Consider the following 17,836-nt stretch of genomic DNA (forward strand, 5'->3'; position numbering starts at 1 on the left):
TTAATACTATATCCAAAACCATGGGTTTTGCAGGGTAATATTTTTATTTTTGACAGAACAGGTAAATGAGATCAACTTCCCAACTGAAGATATCACTCAGGTATAATACTAAGCCGCGCAGTGATAATTAATGAGGAGCAAGCATGCTACGGATACTTATGGCAGCTATCATCGCTATGCTGACGGGTTGTCATTCCAGTGAGCGACCAAAACAGACGGAATTAACACCCTCTTGCTATAAATATCAGTTAATGATGACGGCTCCGATGCCAGAAGAGGCGATGCAAAGACTGAAACTGGAATGTGAAAACTCACATACCGATTAAAAATATCTATTTTTGTTGAGTGGAAACGGCTAAAGCCCCTAATCGTTGTGTAATTTAATATATAACGATTGGCTTTCTTGATGAGGTTCAGAATAAATTTATATAGTTTTTAGATAACAATAAAAATTATGTCGTCGATTATAGTCGTATTATTTGGGAGATTAGCGGCTGGGTACACTTGCCGAGTTGCATCAGTATGATTTGCTTCCCGCTTGCCAGAGATATGAACCAGGACGGCAGCTGCGCTTCTCTCGCAAATATCCATGTTTACAGCACCTCATAGATAATGGCGCGATCGCTCGCGCCATTATTGGATTTCACTACGTTAAGCTACAACCGGTATTCTATTTATGTTCAACGATATACATCGTCCGGCTATAGGCGATATCTTCTGGGTTGTTAATCGGGTAGCCTTTTAGCCAGGGCTTAATCAGTCGCCCATTGGTATATTGATAAATTGGCGCAATCGGTGCCTGTTCCAGCAATATTTTCTCCGCCAGATTGTAGTCTTGATTACGCGCCTTAGCGGTAGTTTCAATCGCGGCCTGGTTCAGTATTTTGTCGTAGGCGTCTGATTTAAAGCGTGAAATGTTACCGCTATGAGTCGACCCAAGCAGGGTTAAGAAAGTTGAAGGTTCGTTATAATCCCCAACCCAGGATGCCCGGATAACGTCAAAATTACCGGTATTACGGCTATCGATATAAGTTTTCCACTCCTGGTTTTGCAACTTAACGTCTACGCCCAGGTTTTTCTTCCACATTGCGGCGATGGCAATAGCTATTTTCTGATGGTTCTCTGAGGTGTTATACAGCAGAGTCAGATCCAGCGGTTTTTCCGGACCATAACCTGCGGCACGCAGCAGCATCTTCGCCTGAGAATTAAGCTCTTCCTGGCTCAAATTTTCAAAGGGTGAAGGCTCCGGTGTAAAACCGGCGGTGACTTCAGGCGTAAAGTGCCAGGCCGGTTTTTCACCCGTGCCGAGCACTTTATCCGCCATTAACCGGCGATCAATCGTCATATTTAATGCCTGACGAACCCTGACATCTGCCGTTGGCCCTTTCTCGGTATTGAACGCATAGTAATAGGTGCCGAGCTGCGGCGGGGTATACACTTCGCCAGGAATATCTTGCTTAAGTTTCTGATACATCGCTTTCGGGAACGACTCGGTAATATCGATATCCCCAGCCAGGTAGCGTTTTGTGGCAGCCGACTCCTGATTAACAGGAACAAAGGTGACTTTATTCAGTACCGTTTTATCGTTGTCCCAGTAATTAGCATTACGTACGGCCACTAATTTTTCATTAACAACGCGATCCTGCAAGGTGTAAGCCCCGTTACCCACCAGTTTTCCGGGCTTGGTCCACTCGGCGCCATACTGCTCAATCACATGGCGAGGCACAGGATAGAGAGAAGCATTGACGGTCAGACTTGGAAAGTAAGGAACCGGTTTATCAAGCTGAATTTGCAGGGTTTTATCATCAACGGCGGTCACACCCAGTTTATCCGCAGGCATTTTACCATCGATAATAGCCTGAGCATTCTGGATACCCGCAAGTGCAGCAAACCAGGCAAAGGATGACGTAGTAGCGGGGTCCACGAGCCGCTGCCAGCTATAGACAAAATCCTGTGCGGTCAGTGGGGTGCCATCAGACCAGCGCGCATCATCGCGTAAGGTGAAAATCCACGTGCGGTTATCATTGCTTTGCCAGCGTGAAGCTACACCCGGCACAATCTCCCCTTTCTCTGTTTGATTCGTCAGACCTTCAAACAAATCACGTATTACCTGAATTTCAGGCAGACCCACAATTTTAGCGGGATCAAGGCTTGCGGGTTCATCTTTAATATGGCGAACTAATTCTTGCTGTTTCGCAAGCTGGGTTCCGGGAGGAACATCTGCCGCCTGAGCTTGCTGAATAAACGCAGCCAAAGCCAGTGCACAACAACTAAACCGAAGGGTTATTTTCATCATTTTTCTATCCGTATCATAGTTATGCGCAAAAATTAAGTGTGAGTTAATGTACCGTGATTTGTTATTTTAATTCCAGGGAAACTGTCACATCTCGGAAAATAGCCAGAGTAAAACAGTATATACCCTAAATAATTCGAGTTGCTTGTAGGCGCAGAGTTCAAAGAGGTGATGAGCATAGACAAACTATGTGATTCGGCTCTTTGAACGAAGGCAACGCCCAGGCAACTTGAAGTATGACGGGTATAAATAGATTGATTTTCGGTATCCTTGACTTGCTCTCGTCACTTTTCTGGTAAAACATGATACAGATATGACACATCAGCTGGTTATCAATAAGGACGATTATGCCTCTCACCCGACCACGCCACCAACGCGGCCATTTTCATGCAGACTATAAACAGTATGGAAGCTCGGTATTAGGTGCGCCGTTACTCTATTTCCCGGCAACAGCCGTCAGCGATAATCCAGGGCTTATTATTGCCGGCACTCACGGCGATGAGAATGCAGCGATGGTGACGCTCTCTTGTGCATTACGCACGCTCAAGCCCGGCACGCCTCATCATCATGTGGTGCTGGCTGTAAATCCTGATGGCTGTCAGCTCGGGCTACGCGCCAACGCTAATGGTGTTGATCTGAATCGTAATTTCGCCAGTACTAACTGGCAGTCAGGGGAAACGGTTTACCGCTGGAATAGTCAGGCCACGGAGCGGGATGTCATTCTCTCTACCGGCCAGACACCGGCCTCCGAACCGGAGACACAAGCCCTGTGTCAGTTAATTGAAAACTTACAACCCGCATGGATTGTTTCGTTTCATGACCCTCTCGGCTGTATTGACGATCCCCGGCATTCTACGCTTGGGCAATGGCTTGCTACGAGCTTTCAGTTACCGTTGGTGACTGACGTCGGTTATGCCACACCAGGCTCCTTTGGAAGCTGGTGTGCTGAACAGGACTTACCCTGTATCACGGCCGAGTTCCCTCCAGTTTCTGCCGATGATGCCAGTGAGCGTTATCTCGATGCCATGATAGATCTGCTGCGCTGGTCAGACAGTTAAAGCGTGACCCTGCCACAGGAAAATGCCAGGCCTGGCTGTACATCATTTTTCAGCCAGGTTGGGCCATCAAGGTCGGCAAAACGCGCACTGACTGCAAGAGGCAGTACCGCATTAATTGCGCGAGAGCTACAGAGCATGCAACCGACCATAATCGTAAAACCCTGCTCGCGAGCAGCGTAGGCCAGCAGTAAGGCCTCAGTCAATCCCCCGGTTTTATCCAGCTTAATATTCACCATCTCATAGCGCCCGACCAGATCGGGGAGGCTGGCACGGGTATGGCAGCTTTCATCGGCACAAATCGGCAGTGGGTGGATAAACAGATCCAGGGCTTCGTCCTGTTGCGCAGGCAGAGGTTGTTCCAGCATGGCCACGTTTAATTCAGCCAGCCGCTGACAACGTTCCTCTAATCCTTCAGGTTCCCAGGACTCATTCGCATCCACTATCAGGGTTGCCTCAGGAACAGCTGCACGAATAGCTGTGATACGTTCGTTTACCTGATGGTTATCCAGTTTAATCTTCAGTAATGAGGCGCCTTTTTCCCATAACCGGGCTGCCGCTGAAGCCATCTGTTCCGGGCTGCCAATACTGACTGTCTGGGCGGTATTAAGCTGTGAGGGTAAATTGACGGCCAGTAACGAGGCGATATTTGTTCCCGCCTTCGCGGCTTCCAGACTCCATAACGCACTGTCTAGCGCATTACGTGCTGCACCCGCGGGCAATAGCGTTTGTAACTGTTCGCGATTCATTCCTTGTTCAAGTGCCGGAATAACGCGTTTAATCTGGTCCAGTACCCCCTGCTCGCTCTCTCCGTATCGGGGATAAGGCGTGCACTCTCCGATACCGGACAGGCCGTTTTCGGTAATTTCTACTACGACAACCCGAGCCTCATTTCTTACACCCCGAGCGATAACAAAAGGGGTATGCAGTGGAAAACCTTGCGGATAACAATTGATTGTTCTCATACGCCCTCTTTTGAGCGGAAAAAATGGCACATGGCCGAAGTTTTTATATTCATTCACTTAATCCTGGAATACACTGCCTCAGGTGTTAATTCAATGTAAAAGGAAAAGTTGACATGTCACAAACAGTTCATTTTCAAGGTAACCCGGTAAAAGTTTCTGGTCAGATCCCACAAACAGGAAGCAAAGCCGCTCCCTTTACCCTGGTCGCCAAAGATCTTTCCGACGTTGCTCTGAGCCAGTATGCCGGAAAACGTAAAGTCTTGAACATTTTCCCAAGCATTGATACCGGCGTTTGTGCGGCATCAGTACGTAAATTTAATCAGCTGGCTACCGAACTGGATAATACCATTGTTCTGTGTATTTCTGCTGACCTGCCTTTCGCTCAGTCCCGCTTCTGCGGCGCTGAAGGCCTGAGCAACGTGGTTACACTCTCGACTCTGCGCCATCCTGATTTCCAGCAGACCTACGGTGTAAGCCTGGAAGACAGCGCGCTGAAAGGCCTGACTGCTCGCGCAGTCGTGGTATTAAATGAGCAAGACGAAGTTATTTTCAGCGAGTTAGTGAATGAAATCACGACTGAGCCTGACTATGCAGCGGCTCTGGAAGCGCTGAAAGCATAAAGCAAAATGCCCCGTATTGACGGGGCATCTCATTGCTGACAAAAGGGGCGAAATTTATTTCGCCCCTTTTTGCATCATCAGTCTGTACCAAAAAACGTTAAGTATGACGGATATATTACTCTTCTGTTTTTTTCTGGCTCAGCCCATATTCACGCAATTTGTTTGCTACCGCAGTGTGTGAGACGCCTAACCGTTTTGCCAGTTTACGCGTGCTGGGATAACTGCGATAAAGCTGCGTGAGGACAGAACGTTCAAATCTGCCAATGATTTCATCCAGCGATCCTTGCACTGCCTCTTCACCAACTGCAATCTGTGCCGCATCAAAGTCAGGTAAAACAATATCCTGGGTACGTAATTCATAACCATTCAATTGAGTCAGTGCGCGATAAAGCGTGTTTTTTAACTGGCGAACGTTACCCGGCCAGCCATACTGGGTGAGCACGCTGCTCAAATCATTGGCCAGTTTAGGACGTTCAACACCTTGCTCATCGGCAAAGCGAGCCACAAAAAGCTCAGTCAGCGGCATGATATCTTGCGGACAGTCACGCAGAGGCGGTAGCACCAGCGTTAATACATTGAGTCGATAGTACAAGTCTTCACGAAATAGCCCTTTTTGCACCAACTCAACCAGATTTTTTTGCGTGGCACAAATCACGCGAACATCAACATTGACCTCATGATCTTCGCCGACGCGACGGAAGGTGCCGTCATTCAGAAAACGCAGTAATTTAGTCTGCATACGGGGTGACATTTCGCCGATTTCATCGAGCAAGACGGAACCGCCACTGGCCTGTTCAAAAAAGCCTTTTTTACCTTCAAGCGCGTTAGCATAGGCTCCCGCAGCATGACCAAACAGTTCACTTTCAATCACATCATCCGGAATGGAACCACAGTTGAGTGCCAGGAAAGGTTTTTGTGCCCGGGGGCCACTTTTGTGACAGGCATGTGCAAATAAGTCTTTTCCGGTACCGGTATCACCGATAATCAGGAGCGGTGCATTCAGCAACGCCAGTTTGCGTGCCTGCTCAACGATATGACGCATTTTTGGACTTACGGCAACGATTTGATTAAAAGCATCCATATCGTAGTGGGACAGAGTCTGAAGCTGACGCCCCATTCGCACTGTGGAACGTAGCATTACCACGGCACCTATCAATACTGGTACTCCGGCTTCGTCCTCAAGATTAACCGGGGTAATCTCCATCAGAAAATGCTGACCGTTAATTATCTGGTGTTCGGTATGAGACTCTTGCGGGGAGCTTTCCAGCCAGCGGGGAAAGTTAAAATCATGGATCAGGGTTGTTATCTGGCTACTACACAGACGCTCTTCCGACTGACCAAAAAGAGTGCAACTCGCCGGGTTAGCGCGTTCAATACGACTTTTTAAATCCAGAGATAATACTGGCTCTGGTAGTGCTTCCAGCAATGCACTCAGAGCCCGGTGTTCCAGTTCCGACGGCATCCAGGCACTGGTGCGGACATCAGTCACACCAGGAATACGGCGAATTTCAGCCATTAAACGGCTGAAAGATTCAAAATCAAGGGTCGAGAAATTAAGGTAGATACGCCCAATCGGATCAATTTCAATGCCGCGGAGATCAATACTGCGCAGCACTAACAAATCAAGTAACTCACGAGTTAAACCAAGACGATCCTGACAAAAAACTTCCAGACGCATGCAGGTGACCTTATTTCATACTAAAAATAGTTTGGATTAACTGATAATACTCCAGTTCACGCCGCGCAAAAAGCGGCGTGTCATGAATTGTTGACAGCAGACTGGAAATGAACGCATCCATTACAAAAACCTATGCTTGTTTAGCGAGGAATCTTTTCTGCTTCCACCGGTTCTTTAACCTTCGTCTTGCTAAATGTTTCTTTTATCTGCCCCAGAAGCTGTTTACGGAAATCGCCCATGCGCGGTTTATCATTTTCAAGCCAGGGTAGTGGACGGCATAGTTCCATAGCCTTGATCCCAAGACGGGCCGTTAGCAGCCCGACGCCCAGCCCCTGGGCTGCCCGGGTTGACAGCCGCGCAGTGATATCCTGGGACATCAGATCCATCCCGGCATCAGCTACAAATTCACTGGCACCGGCAACCGCAATATTTACCAGCACCATGCGGAACAAGCGAATTCGGCTGAAATAACCCAGCTCAATGCCATACAGCGCAGCGATACGATTAATCAGGCGGATATTACGCCAGGCAATAAATGCCATGTCCACCAGCGCTAACGGACTGACAGCAATCATCACCGCAGATGCCGCAGCGGAACGACTAATTTCCCTGCGAGCCTGTTCGTCAAGTACCGGCTGAACCCACTGGGCATAAAGTGTCACGACCTCACGGTCATTATGTGTTTCATGCAGAGCGCTCTGCCAGCGCTGTAAAGCCGGATGCCCCTGATCCAACCCCGCCTGCTGCGCCAGTTTTTCGCAAAACTGACGCCCTTTTCCGATCCCCTGGCTATCCAGCAGTTCACGCGCCTCGTCTCTTTCATCCGCTCGCTGACGCAAACGCCACAGTCGACGCCACTCACTGACCACTGAACCCACACCGGCAATAACGATCAGGCCGCCCGCAGCACCTGCACTCAGAGCAATCCAGTCCTGAGTCTCCCAGGCGCGGTACACCCATTGTCCACCCTGAGCGATAACACTCAGGCCAAATAATACCAGGCCACAGGCCACCAGGCGTCGCCAGAGGCTTCGTTTTGGCCGTAGTGCGTTAACAACGATGTCTTCACTCGGGTGTTTATCTGCATCTGCCTGAAGTTGTTCGGCGGTAAAATATTCTGACTCCTGCTCGCTAAATGTGCGGGCAGTTTTTCCACTTACCACTGGCTCGACATTTTGAGTCACAGGGAAGTCAATACGCGGTTTAATAGGCTGACTCATCGCAACTTATCTCCGATTAAAAATTCCAGGGCGGCATCCAGACGGATATGCGGCAACGGAGCATCCAATGCCATGGTCTGAGGGCGAAACTCCTCAAACTGGAATTGCTGAGCTTGCCAGAAGTCGGCCCCAGGCAAACGGGGGGGAACATCACCGGGATACACGGTTAATGGCATACCATCAGAGAGTCGTTCACCCCGTAATGCGGGGACTTTCTCTCCGTCGACGGTCACTATGCCACTTTGTGTTGCCTGTACCGAAGCAAGCCCCATACAATCCATGCCGATCCCTTCGAATGCCGCATGCTGTCGCGCCTCTTGTACCAGCTGCTGAAGCAGTGAAACCAGATTGCCATGCTGATCTGCGGTCACATGATCGGCCTTGGTCGCCGCAAACAGCAGTTTATCGATAACCGGTGAAAACAGGCGTCGAAACAAGGTCCGCTGGCCGTAATGAAAACTTTGCATCAACTGGCTCAATGCCAGCCGCATATCATTGAATGCCTGAGGCCCGCTGTTAAGCGGTTGCAAGCAGTCCACCAGAACAATTTGTCGGTCAAAACGGACAAAATGATCTTTATAGAATCCTTTAACCACCTTGTCGCAATAGTAATTAAAGCGGGCATTTAACATACCAAAATTAGTATTTTTATCAGCCTGGGCCAGTTTTGCTTCCCCAATCTGATCGATATCCGGCCAGGGGAAAAATTGTAGTACTGGGGCCCCGGCTAAATCACCGGGCAAAATAAACCTTCCCGGCTGAATAAAGTGCAGGCCTTCATTTTTGCAAACCTGGAGGTAATCGGTCCAGGCTTCAGCAATTGATGCCAGCAGGCCTTCATCGGCGGGCGCAAAAGGATCCAGTTTCGCACAGCGTGAACGCCACTCGGCACTCCACTCAACGCGCGCCCCCTGGATCATTTCGGTCATTTGTCGCGACCAGCTTAAATAATCCTGAGCCAGCATAGGTAAATCAAGCAGCCACTCACCGGGATAATCGACGATTTCCAGATACAGCGTTGACGTCTCTTTTATATGACGCAACATGCTGTTGGCCGAGCGATAACGTATTGCAAGCCGCATTTCACTCACACCGCGTGTGGCTGTCGGCCAGGATGGAGGGGAGCCGTAGAGCTGAGCTAATCCCTGGTCATAGGTGAAACGCTGTAAACCAAAGTCACGCTGGGCCACACGCTTGACCCCAAGCAGACGCCCTTCCCGTGCGGCACTGAGTAGTGGCAGGCGAGCGCCGGTATGGGTATTTAATAACTGGTTGACTAACGAGGTAATGAAAGCCGTTTTACCGCTACGACTTAGCCCCGTCACCGCCAGGCGTAAATGCCGGTCAACTCCACGGTTAACCCAGGCACTGAGTTCGTTTTTAATTCGGTTCATCGCTATCCTGGTTATCAAAAGAATAAATCTTCAGGTTATTAATAGTAATCAAAGCTGTGTCTGGCAACCATGAGATTAATTAAGGAGAACGAATTAAAAAGGGGCAACGCGCCAACCAGTTACGCTGACGCGCTATTTCCGGAATATTCAGAGTTTACGAAAATTACTGCGTAACGTGTAAGTGTCAGAAGTCACATAACGCTCCATCGCTCTCAGTCTCTGCTCCCCGGCAGCCAGTTCTCTGTCCGTAGCGTTTAATAAATCACGGGCACTGGGGTGACTCTTTTGCTGCTCGCTACCCGCGGGCATCGGGTCAAGTAAAAATGTCAGCGCTATGTATCCGACGATGACAAAAAACGCGAATCCGAGAAAGAAGGCCAGAATAGTAATCAGCCGTACCAGTTTTACCGGGACATCGAAATACCGGGCAATACCGGCACAGACGCCTTTAATTTTTCCCTCTTCCGGGATACGCCATAGCTTTCGGCCTTGAACGGATGTTCTCATCAATTATTCCTCCAGCCTGTATGTTCGGTATCAAGGATTTGCTCCAGGGACTGAATACGCTCCTGCATTTGGCGTGCTTCATCAGTTAACTGAGCCAGTTTTTGTCGTTCTCCGGAAGACAGCTGACTTCCGGCAGAGCGATTACTGTAATGCAGCCAGAGCCATAGAGGAGCAACAAAAAGCAAAAATATTGTCGTTGGTATCGCAAGAAAAAGCGCGGTCATAAGTACTCCTTACTTGTCAGTCTGACGGTAATGCGCGTCACCGTCAGACTGAGTGAACGGCATCATTAGTCGCGATCAGCATTCATTTTAGCTTTCAGCGCAGCTATCTGAGCACTAATTTCATCATCTGCTTTGAGTTCAGCAAACTGGGTATCCAGTGAAGTCGGTTTACCAAACCGCTGGCTTTCTGCTTCCGATTCCATCTGGTCAATACGGCGTTCAAATGATTCGAAACGGGCCATCGCCTGATCCAGTTTGCCATTGTCTAAATGACGACGCACATCGCGAGAAGAAGATGCGGCCTGGTGGCGTAAGCTTAACGCTTGCTGGCGTGCGCGTGTTTCAGTTAGTTTATTCTCAAGCTCACCAATTTCCAGTTTCATTCGCGCTAACGTTTCATCAACCTGACTGACTTCCTGTTCAAGCACGGCGATTAAATCCGTCAGTTTCTGTTTTTCAATCAGTGCGGCACGGGCCAGATCTTCCTTGTCTTTACGTAATGCCAGTTCTGCTTTGTCCTGCCACTCAAGTTGCTGAGTCAGAGCTTGTTCCACCCGGCGGACTAGCTGTTTCTTCTCAGCCAGCGCTTTGGCGGATGTGGAACGCACTTCCACTAAGGTATCTTCCATTTCCTGAATCATCAGGCGGACCAATTTTTGTGGATCTTCTGCTTTTTCCAGCAAAGTATTGATGTTGGCATTCACAATATCGGCAAAGCGAGAAAATATACCCATGGTGTTATCTCCTTAATCTGTCTTATTTATCGGTCATCAGTTCACTTATGAACTACATGACATAGATAAAGCAAAGACTGTGCCAATTTTTCATATATATGATTTTAAACAAAAAGTTAAATTTGACCCTTTTCAGGAAACTGATAGAGTAGGTCAATATAACTAACTATTGGTTAATTTAACTATGCGACAGGTAAAAGATAATCTGATAGGTGAAGCGAATAGCTTCCTGGAAGTTCTGGAGCAAGTTTCCGACCTTGCGCCACTCAATAAACCCGTACTGGTGATTGGCGAACGCGGCACCGGTAAAGAATTGATTGCCAGTCGCCTGCATTTTTTATCTTCCCGCTGGCAGGGCCCTTTTATTTCGCTCAACTGTGCCGCACTGAACGAGAATCTGCTGGATACGGAGTTATTCGGCCATGAGGCAGGCGCGTTTACCGGCGCACAAAAACGGCATCAGGGTCGTTTTGAACGCGCTGAAGGTGGCACGTTATTTCTTGATGAGCTGGCCACCGCCCCGATGCTGGTACAGGAAAAATTATTACGCGTCGTGGAGTATGGTGAGCTTGAACGGGTCGGAGGCAGCCAGCCACTCCAGGTTAATGTCCGTTTAGTCTGCGCGACCAACGCAGATCTCCCCTTACTAGCCCGGCAAGGAAAGTTTCGTGCTGATTTGCTCGACAGGCTGGCGTTCGATGTCGTTATGCTTCCTTCGCTAAGCGAACGGCGGTCAGACATTCTGTTGCTGGCAGAACATTTTGCTATTCAGATGTGCCGCGAATTAAATCTGCCGTACTTTCCTGGTTTCAGTGAACAGGCAAGCCAGACTCTGTTAAACCATTCCTGGCCCGGAAATATTCGCGAGTTAAAAAATGTGGTGGAACGTTCGGTGTACCGTCACGGGAACAGTGAAGAGGTTCTGGACAACATTATTCTTGACCCCTTTGCCAGTGTCTCCGCGCGTCTGCGTCCCCTGTTTCCGGTGCAACCGGGACAAATAGCAGATTCTCAGGATACCTCAGTGCCACAACTGCCTGTGGATTTGCGTCAGTTTCAGCATCAGCAAGAACGGGTACTATTAAAACAAAGTTTAGAGCAGGCTTTATTTAATCAGCGCCGCGCCGCTGAACTATTAGGGATCACCTATCATCAGTTACGGGCGATGATGAAAAAGCATCATTTGAATCCGGAGCAGCTTAAATAACCAGCACTTTTCAATTGATATTTAAGATTACATTGCTTTATTGACAGGAATTTTGGGAACCAGGCCAGAGTAAGATACAATTTGGCTTATCACCTGATAAAGCACAAATCCTTATGCGCGCATTACTGTCCTCTCTGTTAGTAAGTTTATGCTGTCTGCATGGCGCAGCTAAGGCTGCTGTGCCTGATGAAAAAACAGCGGATATCCGTGATAGCGGATTTATTTACTGTGTGAGTGGGCAGGTCAATACCTTTAACCCTCAGATGGCCAGTACCGGACTGACAGTGGATACTCTGGCCCCACAGCTCTATGACCGTTTACTGGATGTTGATCCTTATACCTATCGTCTGGTACCGGAGCTGGCAGAGCGCTGGGAAGTTCTGGATAATGGCGCGACTTATCGGTTTCACCTTCGACCTCAGGTTGAATTTCAGAAAACCCCCTGGTTCACCCCTACCCGACCATTAAATGCAGATGATGTTGTGTTCACTTTTCAGCGCATCTTTGATCGTAATAATCCCTGGCATAACGTCAATGGCGGTCATTATCCCTACTTTGACAGCCTGAAGTTTTCCGACAGTATTAAGAGCGTCCGTAAACTGGACCAGAATACCGTTGAGTTTCGTTTGAACCAACCCGATGCATCCTTTTTGTGGCATATGGCTACACATTATGCGTCTGTGATGTCTGCTGAATATGCAGACCAGCTCGCCCGGGAAGATAAAAAAGAACTGATGGATCGCCAGCCCGTTGGAACAGGTCCATTTCTGTTGGATGAGCATCGCGCCGGGCAATATATTCGTCTGGCACGCCATTCGGGCTACTGGCGAGGCGAGCCATTAATGCCGCAAGTAGTGCTTGATCTCGGTTACGGTGGCACCGGTCGGTTATCAAAACTGCTTACCGGTGAATGTGATGTTCTGGCCTGGCCCGCTGCCAGCCAGCTTAATATTTTACGCGATGATCCTCGCCTGCGCCTGACACTGCGCCCGGGAATGAACATTGCCTATCTGGCTTTTAACACCAATAAACCCCCACTCAATAATCCTGAAGTGCGCCACGCGCTATCACTGGCTATCAATAACCAGCGTTTGATGCAGTCGATTTATTACGGAACAGCTGAAACAGCAGCCTCTATTTTACCCCGGGCCTCCTGGGCTTATGATAATGACGCCCGGATTACAGAATATAACCCCGCTAAAGCGCGTGAGTTACTGGCGTCACTGGGAATTAAAGATCTTAAGTTACAGCTATGGGTTCCGACCAGTTCTCAACCCTGGAACCCCAGTCCGCTCAAAACAGCGGAACTGATTCAAGCTGATATGGCACAAATTGGCGTCAAAGTGACGATTGTTCCTGTTGAAGGGCGCTTTCAGGAAACACGTCTGATGGATATGAGCCATGATTTGACCCTTGCGGGCTGGTCAACCGACAGTAACGATCCGGACAGTTTTTTCCGCCCGTTGCTCAGTTGCGCCGCGATAGACTCACAGACCAATTTGTCCCACTGGTGTGACCCGCAGTTTGATGCTGTGCTACAAAAAGCGCTTTCGTCTCAACAACTCGCTTCCAGAATCGACGCTTATCACGAGGCCCAGCAAATCCTGGCGACTGAAATGCCAGTACTGCCTTTAGCTTCATCGTTACGCTTGCAAGCCTATCGCTATGATATTAAAGGACTGGTACTTAGCCCGTTTGGTAGTGCTTCGTTTGCCGGCGTATCCCGTGACGATGTCGAGGTGAAAAAATAATGATTATTTATACCTTGCGACGGCTATTACTATTGCTTGTCACATTATTCTTTCTGTCTCTGGTCAGTTTCTCATTGCTCTTTTTTACCCCCCATGCACCGCTACAAGGCGTTTCACTGTGGAATGCATGGAGCTTCTGGTTTGACGGGCTAATGCACTGGGATTTCGGCGTGTCGAGTATTACAGGTCTGTCGATTAATGCTCAGTTGCACGTCGTTTTTCCTGCAACGATGGAATTGTGTCTGCTGTCATTCTCACTGGCACTGCTTATCGGTATTCCGGTAGGTATTCTGGCGGGAATAATGAGAAATCGCTGGCAGGATAAGTTTATCAGCGCCCTGGCTCTACTGGGCTTTTCTATCCCGGTGTTCTGGCTGGCACTACTGCTAATCCTGTTTTTTTCGCTCACGCTGGGTTGGTTTCCGGTCTCCGGTCGCTTTGATTTACTCTATGAGGTCAAACCCGTAACAGGGTTGGCGCTGGTGGACGCCTGGCTTTCTGAATCACCTTATCGGCATGAAATTATCGCCAGTGTGGGTCGCCATATGGTGTTGCCAGTGGTGGCATTAGCGGTAGCACCTACCACTGAAGTGATCCGCCTGATGCGTATCAGTACTATCGAAGTTATTGAACAAAATTACATTAAGGCTGCAACCACTCGCGGTTTGTCGCGTTTTACGGTTATCCGACGTCATGTTCTTCATAATGCCTTACCTCCGGTGATACCTCGTCTGGGGCTTCAGTTTTCAACCATGCTCACTCTGGCAATGATTACTGAAGTGGTGTTTAACTGGCCCGGACTTGGACGCTGGCTAATTAATGCTGTTCGCCAGCAGGATTATGCGGCAATTTCTGCTGGCGTCATGGTGACTGGATCGCTGGTTATCGTGGTTAATATTCTTTCTGATATTATAAGCGTTATGGCTAGTCCTTGGAAAAATAAAGGATAAGCCCCTCTATATCTAAGTTTTAACCCTGCTCACTGTTCAGATTTACAGCAATTAAAAAGGTGGCCTGCGCCACCTTTTTGTTAAAAAATGTAGATTAGCTTTTGCAGGACTGGCCCTGTTTTTTCACCATCGTACCGAAATCATTACGCGCATCCAGTTTGCTCATATTTCCTGGCGCACCCTGCTGGACGGGGAATTTAGGATCCATCTGCCAGAGATTCCAGCCACCGTCATAAACCTGGCTGTGCTCCCAGCCCGCTAACTGGGTGATAAACCATGCAACGCTGGCTCGCCAGCCGGTTCCACAGTAAAAGGCAACCGCATCACCAGGTTCAATGCCCTGCTCTTTCCAAAGCGCAAAGATCTCATTTGGGTTACGCAGTGTGCCGTCCGGATCATAGTAGTCAGACATATCAGAAGAGTCTTTACCTGCAAAACCCCAGATTGCCCCTTCAGGTTCACCAGCCAGAGGAATGTAATCATAGCCACTGGTTTTACCGGTATACTCCTCCCAGGAACGATTGCTGATAAGTTTTAATCCTGCTGCCTGTTTTTCTAATGCTTCCTCTGGCATAGAGATATTAATTTGTGGGTTCGCGGGAATAGTGGTACCAAAGTCTTCAACCGGCACAGGAATATTCACCGCTGTTTCAACCGGTAATTCCGCGTCAACCCAGACATTTAAGCCGCCGTTCAGGTAGCGAACATCTTCAACACCTGCCCATTTTAGCGCCCATAACACGCGCAGAGCGGCCATCTGGTTAGCCGAATAGACCACAACCGGAGTATCTTTACTGATGCCATTCTTCAGTAAATTCGCTTCAATGACTTCAGGAGAAGACAGGTTCCAGAGCGGGCCATTTTCTATCCAGTCAGTATTAAAGTGATAAGCGCCTTTGATATGGGTATCGTAAGATTTTGAATCCGCAATTTCACCCCAGGATACCTCGAAGACAACCGGTTTTTTATCGCTGGTATAACTTTCTGGTTTTTCACCCTTTAATGCGGCGTTAAGCCAGTGAGGTGAAACACTCATCCAGTAATTAGGGAATTTATCGAGCGGATAATCAGAATTTGCATAATCAATATAATCACTATAGGCCTGAACTTTATACCCTTTTGCAGCAAATTCAGCGGTAACACGCTCTAAGTCATCTTGATTGGTATCATAAAAAACCAGAGTTTTATCTTTGGTTATTCCTCTGCTATTCAAAAAACCATCAAATTTATTGCTCTCGATAAAATCTAACCAGCCGGTGGTGAACTGCATCGCACCTTTAATATGCCCGCCTCTGTTAGCCTGGTTATCTTTAAAACCGAAATACAGGCTATCAGGACGTGTATCGATAATAACATATTCAGGATTATCTAAATTTTTCACCAAATCATCGGTGCTGATATTTTTGACAACGGTTTGATCACAACCCGTTAATATCATTGTCAGAAGCATCAGAGCTATTTTATTTTTCATTTTTTCATATCCTGCTTATAACCTAAATTTTACATTGTGTGTTTTTAACAAAATAGCTAACAAACCAAACACCGATCATGATGGCAAAAGTTGAAATCCAGCCCTGCCAGGAAAAATAGGCTGTGGCAACCAGTGAGTTAGTGACAGTACACCCGCCAGCAAGCGTTGCACCTATACCTAAAAAGACGCCACCCACTAGACGTTTAACGGCGGTTATGCCGTCTGGTGGTATTGTTAATGCGAATTCACCACGAATTTTGGCACTGATCATTGAGCCGATTAAAATACCCACTACAAACACGCTACCCCAGTTAAAATAACGTTGCTGCCCGGTGACAAGATATTGAATGACGTTAGCTGAAGGAACAGAAATCCCAAAGCCGAAGTTACGCCCATAATGGGCACTAACTACCCAGGCAACGATACCAAGCAAACCAATCAAGATGGCGACAATATTAAGTGGGATGCGCTTAAATTTGCCTTCTGCGGGTGGAGTATAACGGGGGTGTCTGTGCTGATAAAACAGCAGCAGCGCGGTTACTACGACGAATACAGCAATCAAAGCCCAGGGCGAGATATTGAAGGTGCCGTAAATAGTATCCATCTGGGTGGGCTCAATGAAAAGTGGCTCCAGCAGCTGTTTCAGGCTGCCTTTCTGGGCTGCTGCCAGGGTTATCACAAAGCTCAGTAACGCGAGCCATGTACCCACCATGCCTTCCCCGGAACGAAACCAGGCACCGCTCCCGCAACACCCTGCGAGTACCATACCACCACCAAAGAGAAATCCGCCTGATACAGTTGCTATAACAGGTAGATTACCTTCTGGGATCTGTAATAAATCCAACGCTTGTAAACTATAAAAACCGATAGATTGAATAGTTACCGCAATCATTAATGCAGTAAAAAAACGCGGATTTTTCTGATAGAATATATTGTGAAAACCCGAGACAAAACAGAATTTTCCGGCTTGCAACAGGATCCCAAATGAGATCCCTATAATAAAAGCGCTAATCATGAAAAGCCCGTTTATCAGAAGGTTAAAAACGACGAAGCCGTGAAATAATAAACATTATCATTTATATTAAAAAGCCATGTGATATTATTTAGAACAGCATGTTTGTTTAGTGTTAAATTCTGAGTAGATAATAAATAAATATTTTCTGGAAATAGCCAGTAACACTTCAATAAATACAGCAGAGTGTAAAATATAACATAGCCATTCTGATATTATTGTCTGAATTAAAAATAATTTTGAAAACTACTGTAAATGTTGAAAGTATATTAAATATGTGTTGGCTTAGTGAAGAGGTAAATTGATTAATATCAGAACCTGAGTTATTGGGGCAATAAGCCCCCCTTATACGGATTTATGCTGCTGTGCGGGAACGATGTAAGTACCGCCAGATTGCCAGCACAATTGCAAATATTAACGCAGTACAGACATGTAAGAAAAGCCAGGCAATCCATGCAGGGAGATAATACAGCATGGTTGGTGCATCCTGATCATCTAGCCACACCTGGTATCCCAAATAACTCCAAAGGAAAAATGTGGGTATTATCCATAGCACATACACCAACCATAAGTTTTTCTTGAGATAATTGAGCGTTTTGGCAGACACATCAACACCTTGTCTTTGTTTGAAATAACAATGGATTATTCAACAATTACGCCGTTCTCACAAACTAACTTATTGCTGATATCTAAAAATGAGTTTCGGTACGTAGTTGATAGCCTGAGGGGAGCCTGATGCTAAGGTCGTGAGAATC

16 protein-coding genes are annotated in these 17,836 nt (G+C 47.6%); 6 read left to right on the forward strand and 10 right to left on the reverse strand.

What is annotated here, in order from left to right:
- Positions 1-143 precede the first annotated feature (143 nt).
- Complete coding sequence (locus M2387_RS03060; protein WP_259047081.1) at positions 144-326, forward strand: hypothetical protein; 183 nt, start codon at positions 144-146, stop codon at positions 324-326.
- Between the two features lie 344 nt (positions 327-670).
- On the opposite strand, the gene M2387_RS03065 is transcribed toward M2387_RS03060, so the two are convergent.
- Positions 671-2,293, reverse strand: a complete 1,623-nt coding sequence (locus M2387_RS03065) for a peptide ABC transporter substrate-binding protein (RefSeq protein ID WP_259048268.1) — start codon at positions 2,291-2,293, stop codon at positions 671-673.
- A 347-nt stretch (positions 2,294-2,640) separates the two neighbouring features.
- On the opposite strand from M2387_RS03065, the gene mpaA reads away from it, so the two are divergent.
- Positions 2,641-3,351 carry a murein tripeptide amidase MpaA gene (mpaA, locus tag M2387_RS03070; RefSeq protein WP_259047083.1) on the forward strand — a complete coding sequence of 237 codons (711 nt, stop codon included), beginning with the start codon at positions 2,641-2,643 and terminating at the stop codon, positions 3,349-3,351.
- Here the strand turns inward: mpaA and ycjG are convergent.
- Positions 3,348-4,313, reverse strand: coding sequence for an L-Ala-D/L-Glu epimerase (ycjG, locus tag M2387_RS03075; protein ID WP_259047085.1), 966 nt, complete (start codon positions 4,311-4,313; stop codon positions 3,348-3,350). The genes mpaA and ycjG overlap by 4 nt on opposite strands.
- 113 nt (positions 4,314-4,426) lie before the next feature.
- Here ycjG and tpx point away from each other — a divergent pair, with 113 nt between their 5' ends.
- Complete coding sequence (gene tpx, locus M2387_RS03080; RefSeq protein WP_259047087.1) at positions 4,427-4,933, forward strand: thiol peroxidase; 507 nt, start codon at positions 4,427-4,429, stop codon at positions 4,931-4,933.
- A gap of 115 nt (positions 4,934-5,048) precedes the next feature.
- Here the strand turns inward: tpx and tyrR are convergent, their stop codons facing one another.
- The 6 genes from tyrR to pspA all read right to left on the reverse strand — a co-directional run bounded on the left by tyrR (position 5,049) and on the right by pspA (position 10,690).
- Positions 5,049-6,611 carry a transcriptional regulator TyrR gene (gene tyrR / locus M2387_RS03085; RefSeq protein WP_259047089.1) on the reverse strand — a complete coding sequence of 521 codons (1,563 nt, stop codon included), beginning with the start codon at positions 6,609-6,611 and terminating at the stop codon, positions 5,049-5,051.
- A 140-nt stretch (positions 6,612-6,751) separates the two neighbouring features.
- Positions 6,752-7,831 (reverse strand): YcjF family protein, encoded by a 1,080-nt coding sequence (locus tag M2387_RS03090; RefSeq protein ID WP_259047091.1) that lies wholly within the window; start codon positions 7,829-7,831, stop codon positions 6,752-6,754.
- Positions 7,828-9,225, reverse strand: coding sequence for a YcjX family GTP-binding protein (locus M2387_RS03095; RefSeq protein ID WP_259047093.1), 1,398 nt, complete (start codon positions 9,223-9,225; stop codon positions 7,828-7,830). Before M2387_RS03095 ends, M2387_RS03090 begins: the two co-directional genes overlap by 4 nt.
- 147 nt (positions 9,226-9,372) lie before the next feature.
- Positions 9,373-9,732, reverse strand: coding sequence for an envelope stress response membrane protein PspC (gene pspC / locus M2387_RS03100; RefSeq protein ID WP_259047094.1), 360 nt, complete (start codon positions 9,730-9,732; stop codon positions 9,373-9,375).
- Positions 9,732-9,956 carry an envelope stress response membrane protein PspB gene (gene pspB, locus M2387_RS03105; RefSeq protein WP_259047095.1) on the reverse strand — a complete coding sequence of 75 codons (225 nt, stop codon included), beginning with the start codon at positions 9,954-9,956 and terminating at the stop codon, positions 9,732-9,734. Before pspB ends, pspC begins: the two co-directional genes overlap by 1 nt.
- Positions 9,957-10,021: 65 nt before the next feature.
- Positions 10,022-10,690, reverse strand: coding sequence for a phage shock protein PspA (pspA, locus tag M2387_RS03110; RefSeq protein WP_259047096.1), 669 nt, complete (start codon positions 10,688-10,690; stop codon positions 10,022-10,024).
- 184 nt (positions 10,691-10,874) lie between these two features.
- Between pspA and pspF the strand changes: the two genes are divergently transcribed.
- The 3 genes from pspF (at position 10,875) to sapB (ending at position 14,598) form a co-directional block, all read left to right on the forward strand.
- On the forward strand, positions 10,875-11,897 hold the full coding sequence (gene pspF, locus M2387_RS03115; protein WP_259047097.1) for a phage shock protein operon transcriptional activator: 1,023 nt from the start codon (positions 10,875-10,877) through the stop codon (positions 11,895-11,897).
- A 113-nt stretch (positions 11,898-12,010) separates the two neighbouring features.
- Positions 12,011-13,648 carry an ABC transporter substrate-binding protein SapA gene (sapA, locus tag M2387_RS03120; RefSeq protein ID WP_259047099.1) on the forward strand — a complete coding sequence of 546 codons (1,638 nt, stop codon included), beginning with the start codon at positions 12,011-12,013 and terminating at the stop codon, positions 13,646-13,648.
- Positions 13,648-14,598 carry a putrescine export ABC transporter permease SapB gene (gene sapB, locus M2387_RS03125; RefSeq protein WP_259047101.1) on the forward strand — a complete coding sequence of 317 codons (951 nt, stop codon included), beginning with the start codon at positions 13,648-13,650 and terminating at the stop codon, positions 14,596-14,598. The genes sapA and sapB overlap by 1 nt, the downstream gene beginning before the upstream one ends.
- Before the next feature lie 94 nt (positions 14,599-14,692).
- Here the strand turns inward: sapB and M2387_RS03130 are convergent, their stop codons facing one another.
- Both M2387_RS03130 and M2387_RS03135 read right to left on the reverse strand, forming a co-directional pair.
- Positions 14,693-16,069, reverse strand: coding sequence for a rhodanese-like domain-containing protein (locus M2387_RS03130; RefSeq protein ID WP_259047104.1), 1,377 nt, complete (start codon positions 16,067-16,069; stop codon positions 14,693-14,695).
- A gap of 22 nt (positions 16,070-16,091) precedes the next feature.
- Entirely contained in the window at positions 16,092-17,084 is a 993-nt protein-coding gene (locus M2387_RS03135) for a YeeE/YedE family protein (protein ID WP_259047106.1), read from the reverse strand.
- Positions 17,085-17,836: the final 752 nt, after the last annotated feature.

Source organism: Klebsiella sp. BIGb0407 (assembly GCF_024807845.1).
GTDB lineage: Bacteria > Pseudomonadota > Gammaproteobacteria > Enterobacterales > Enterobacteriaceae > JGM124.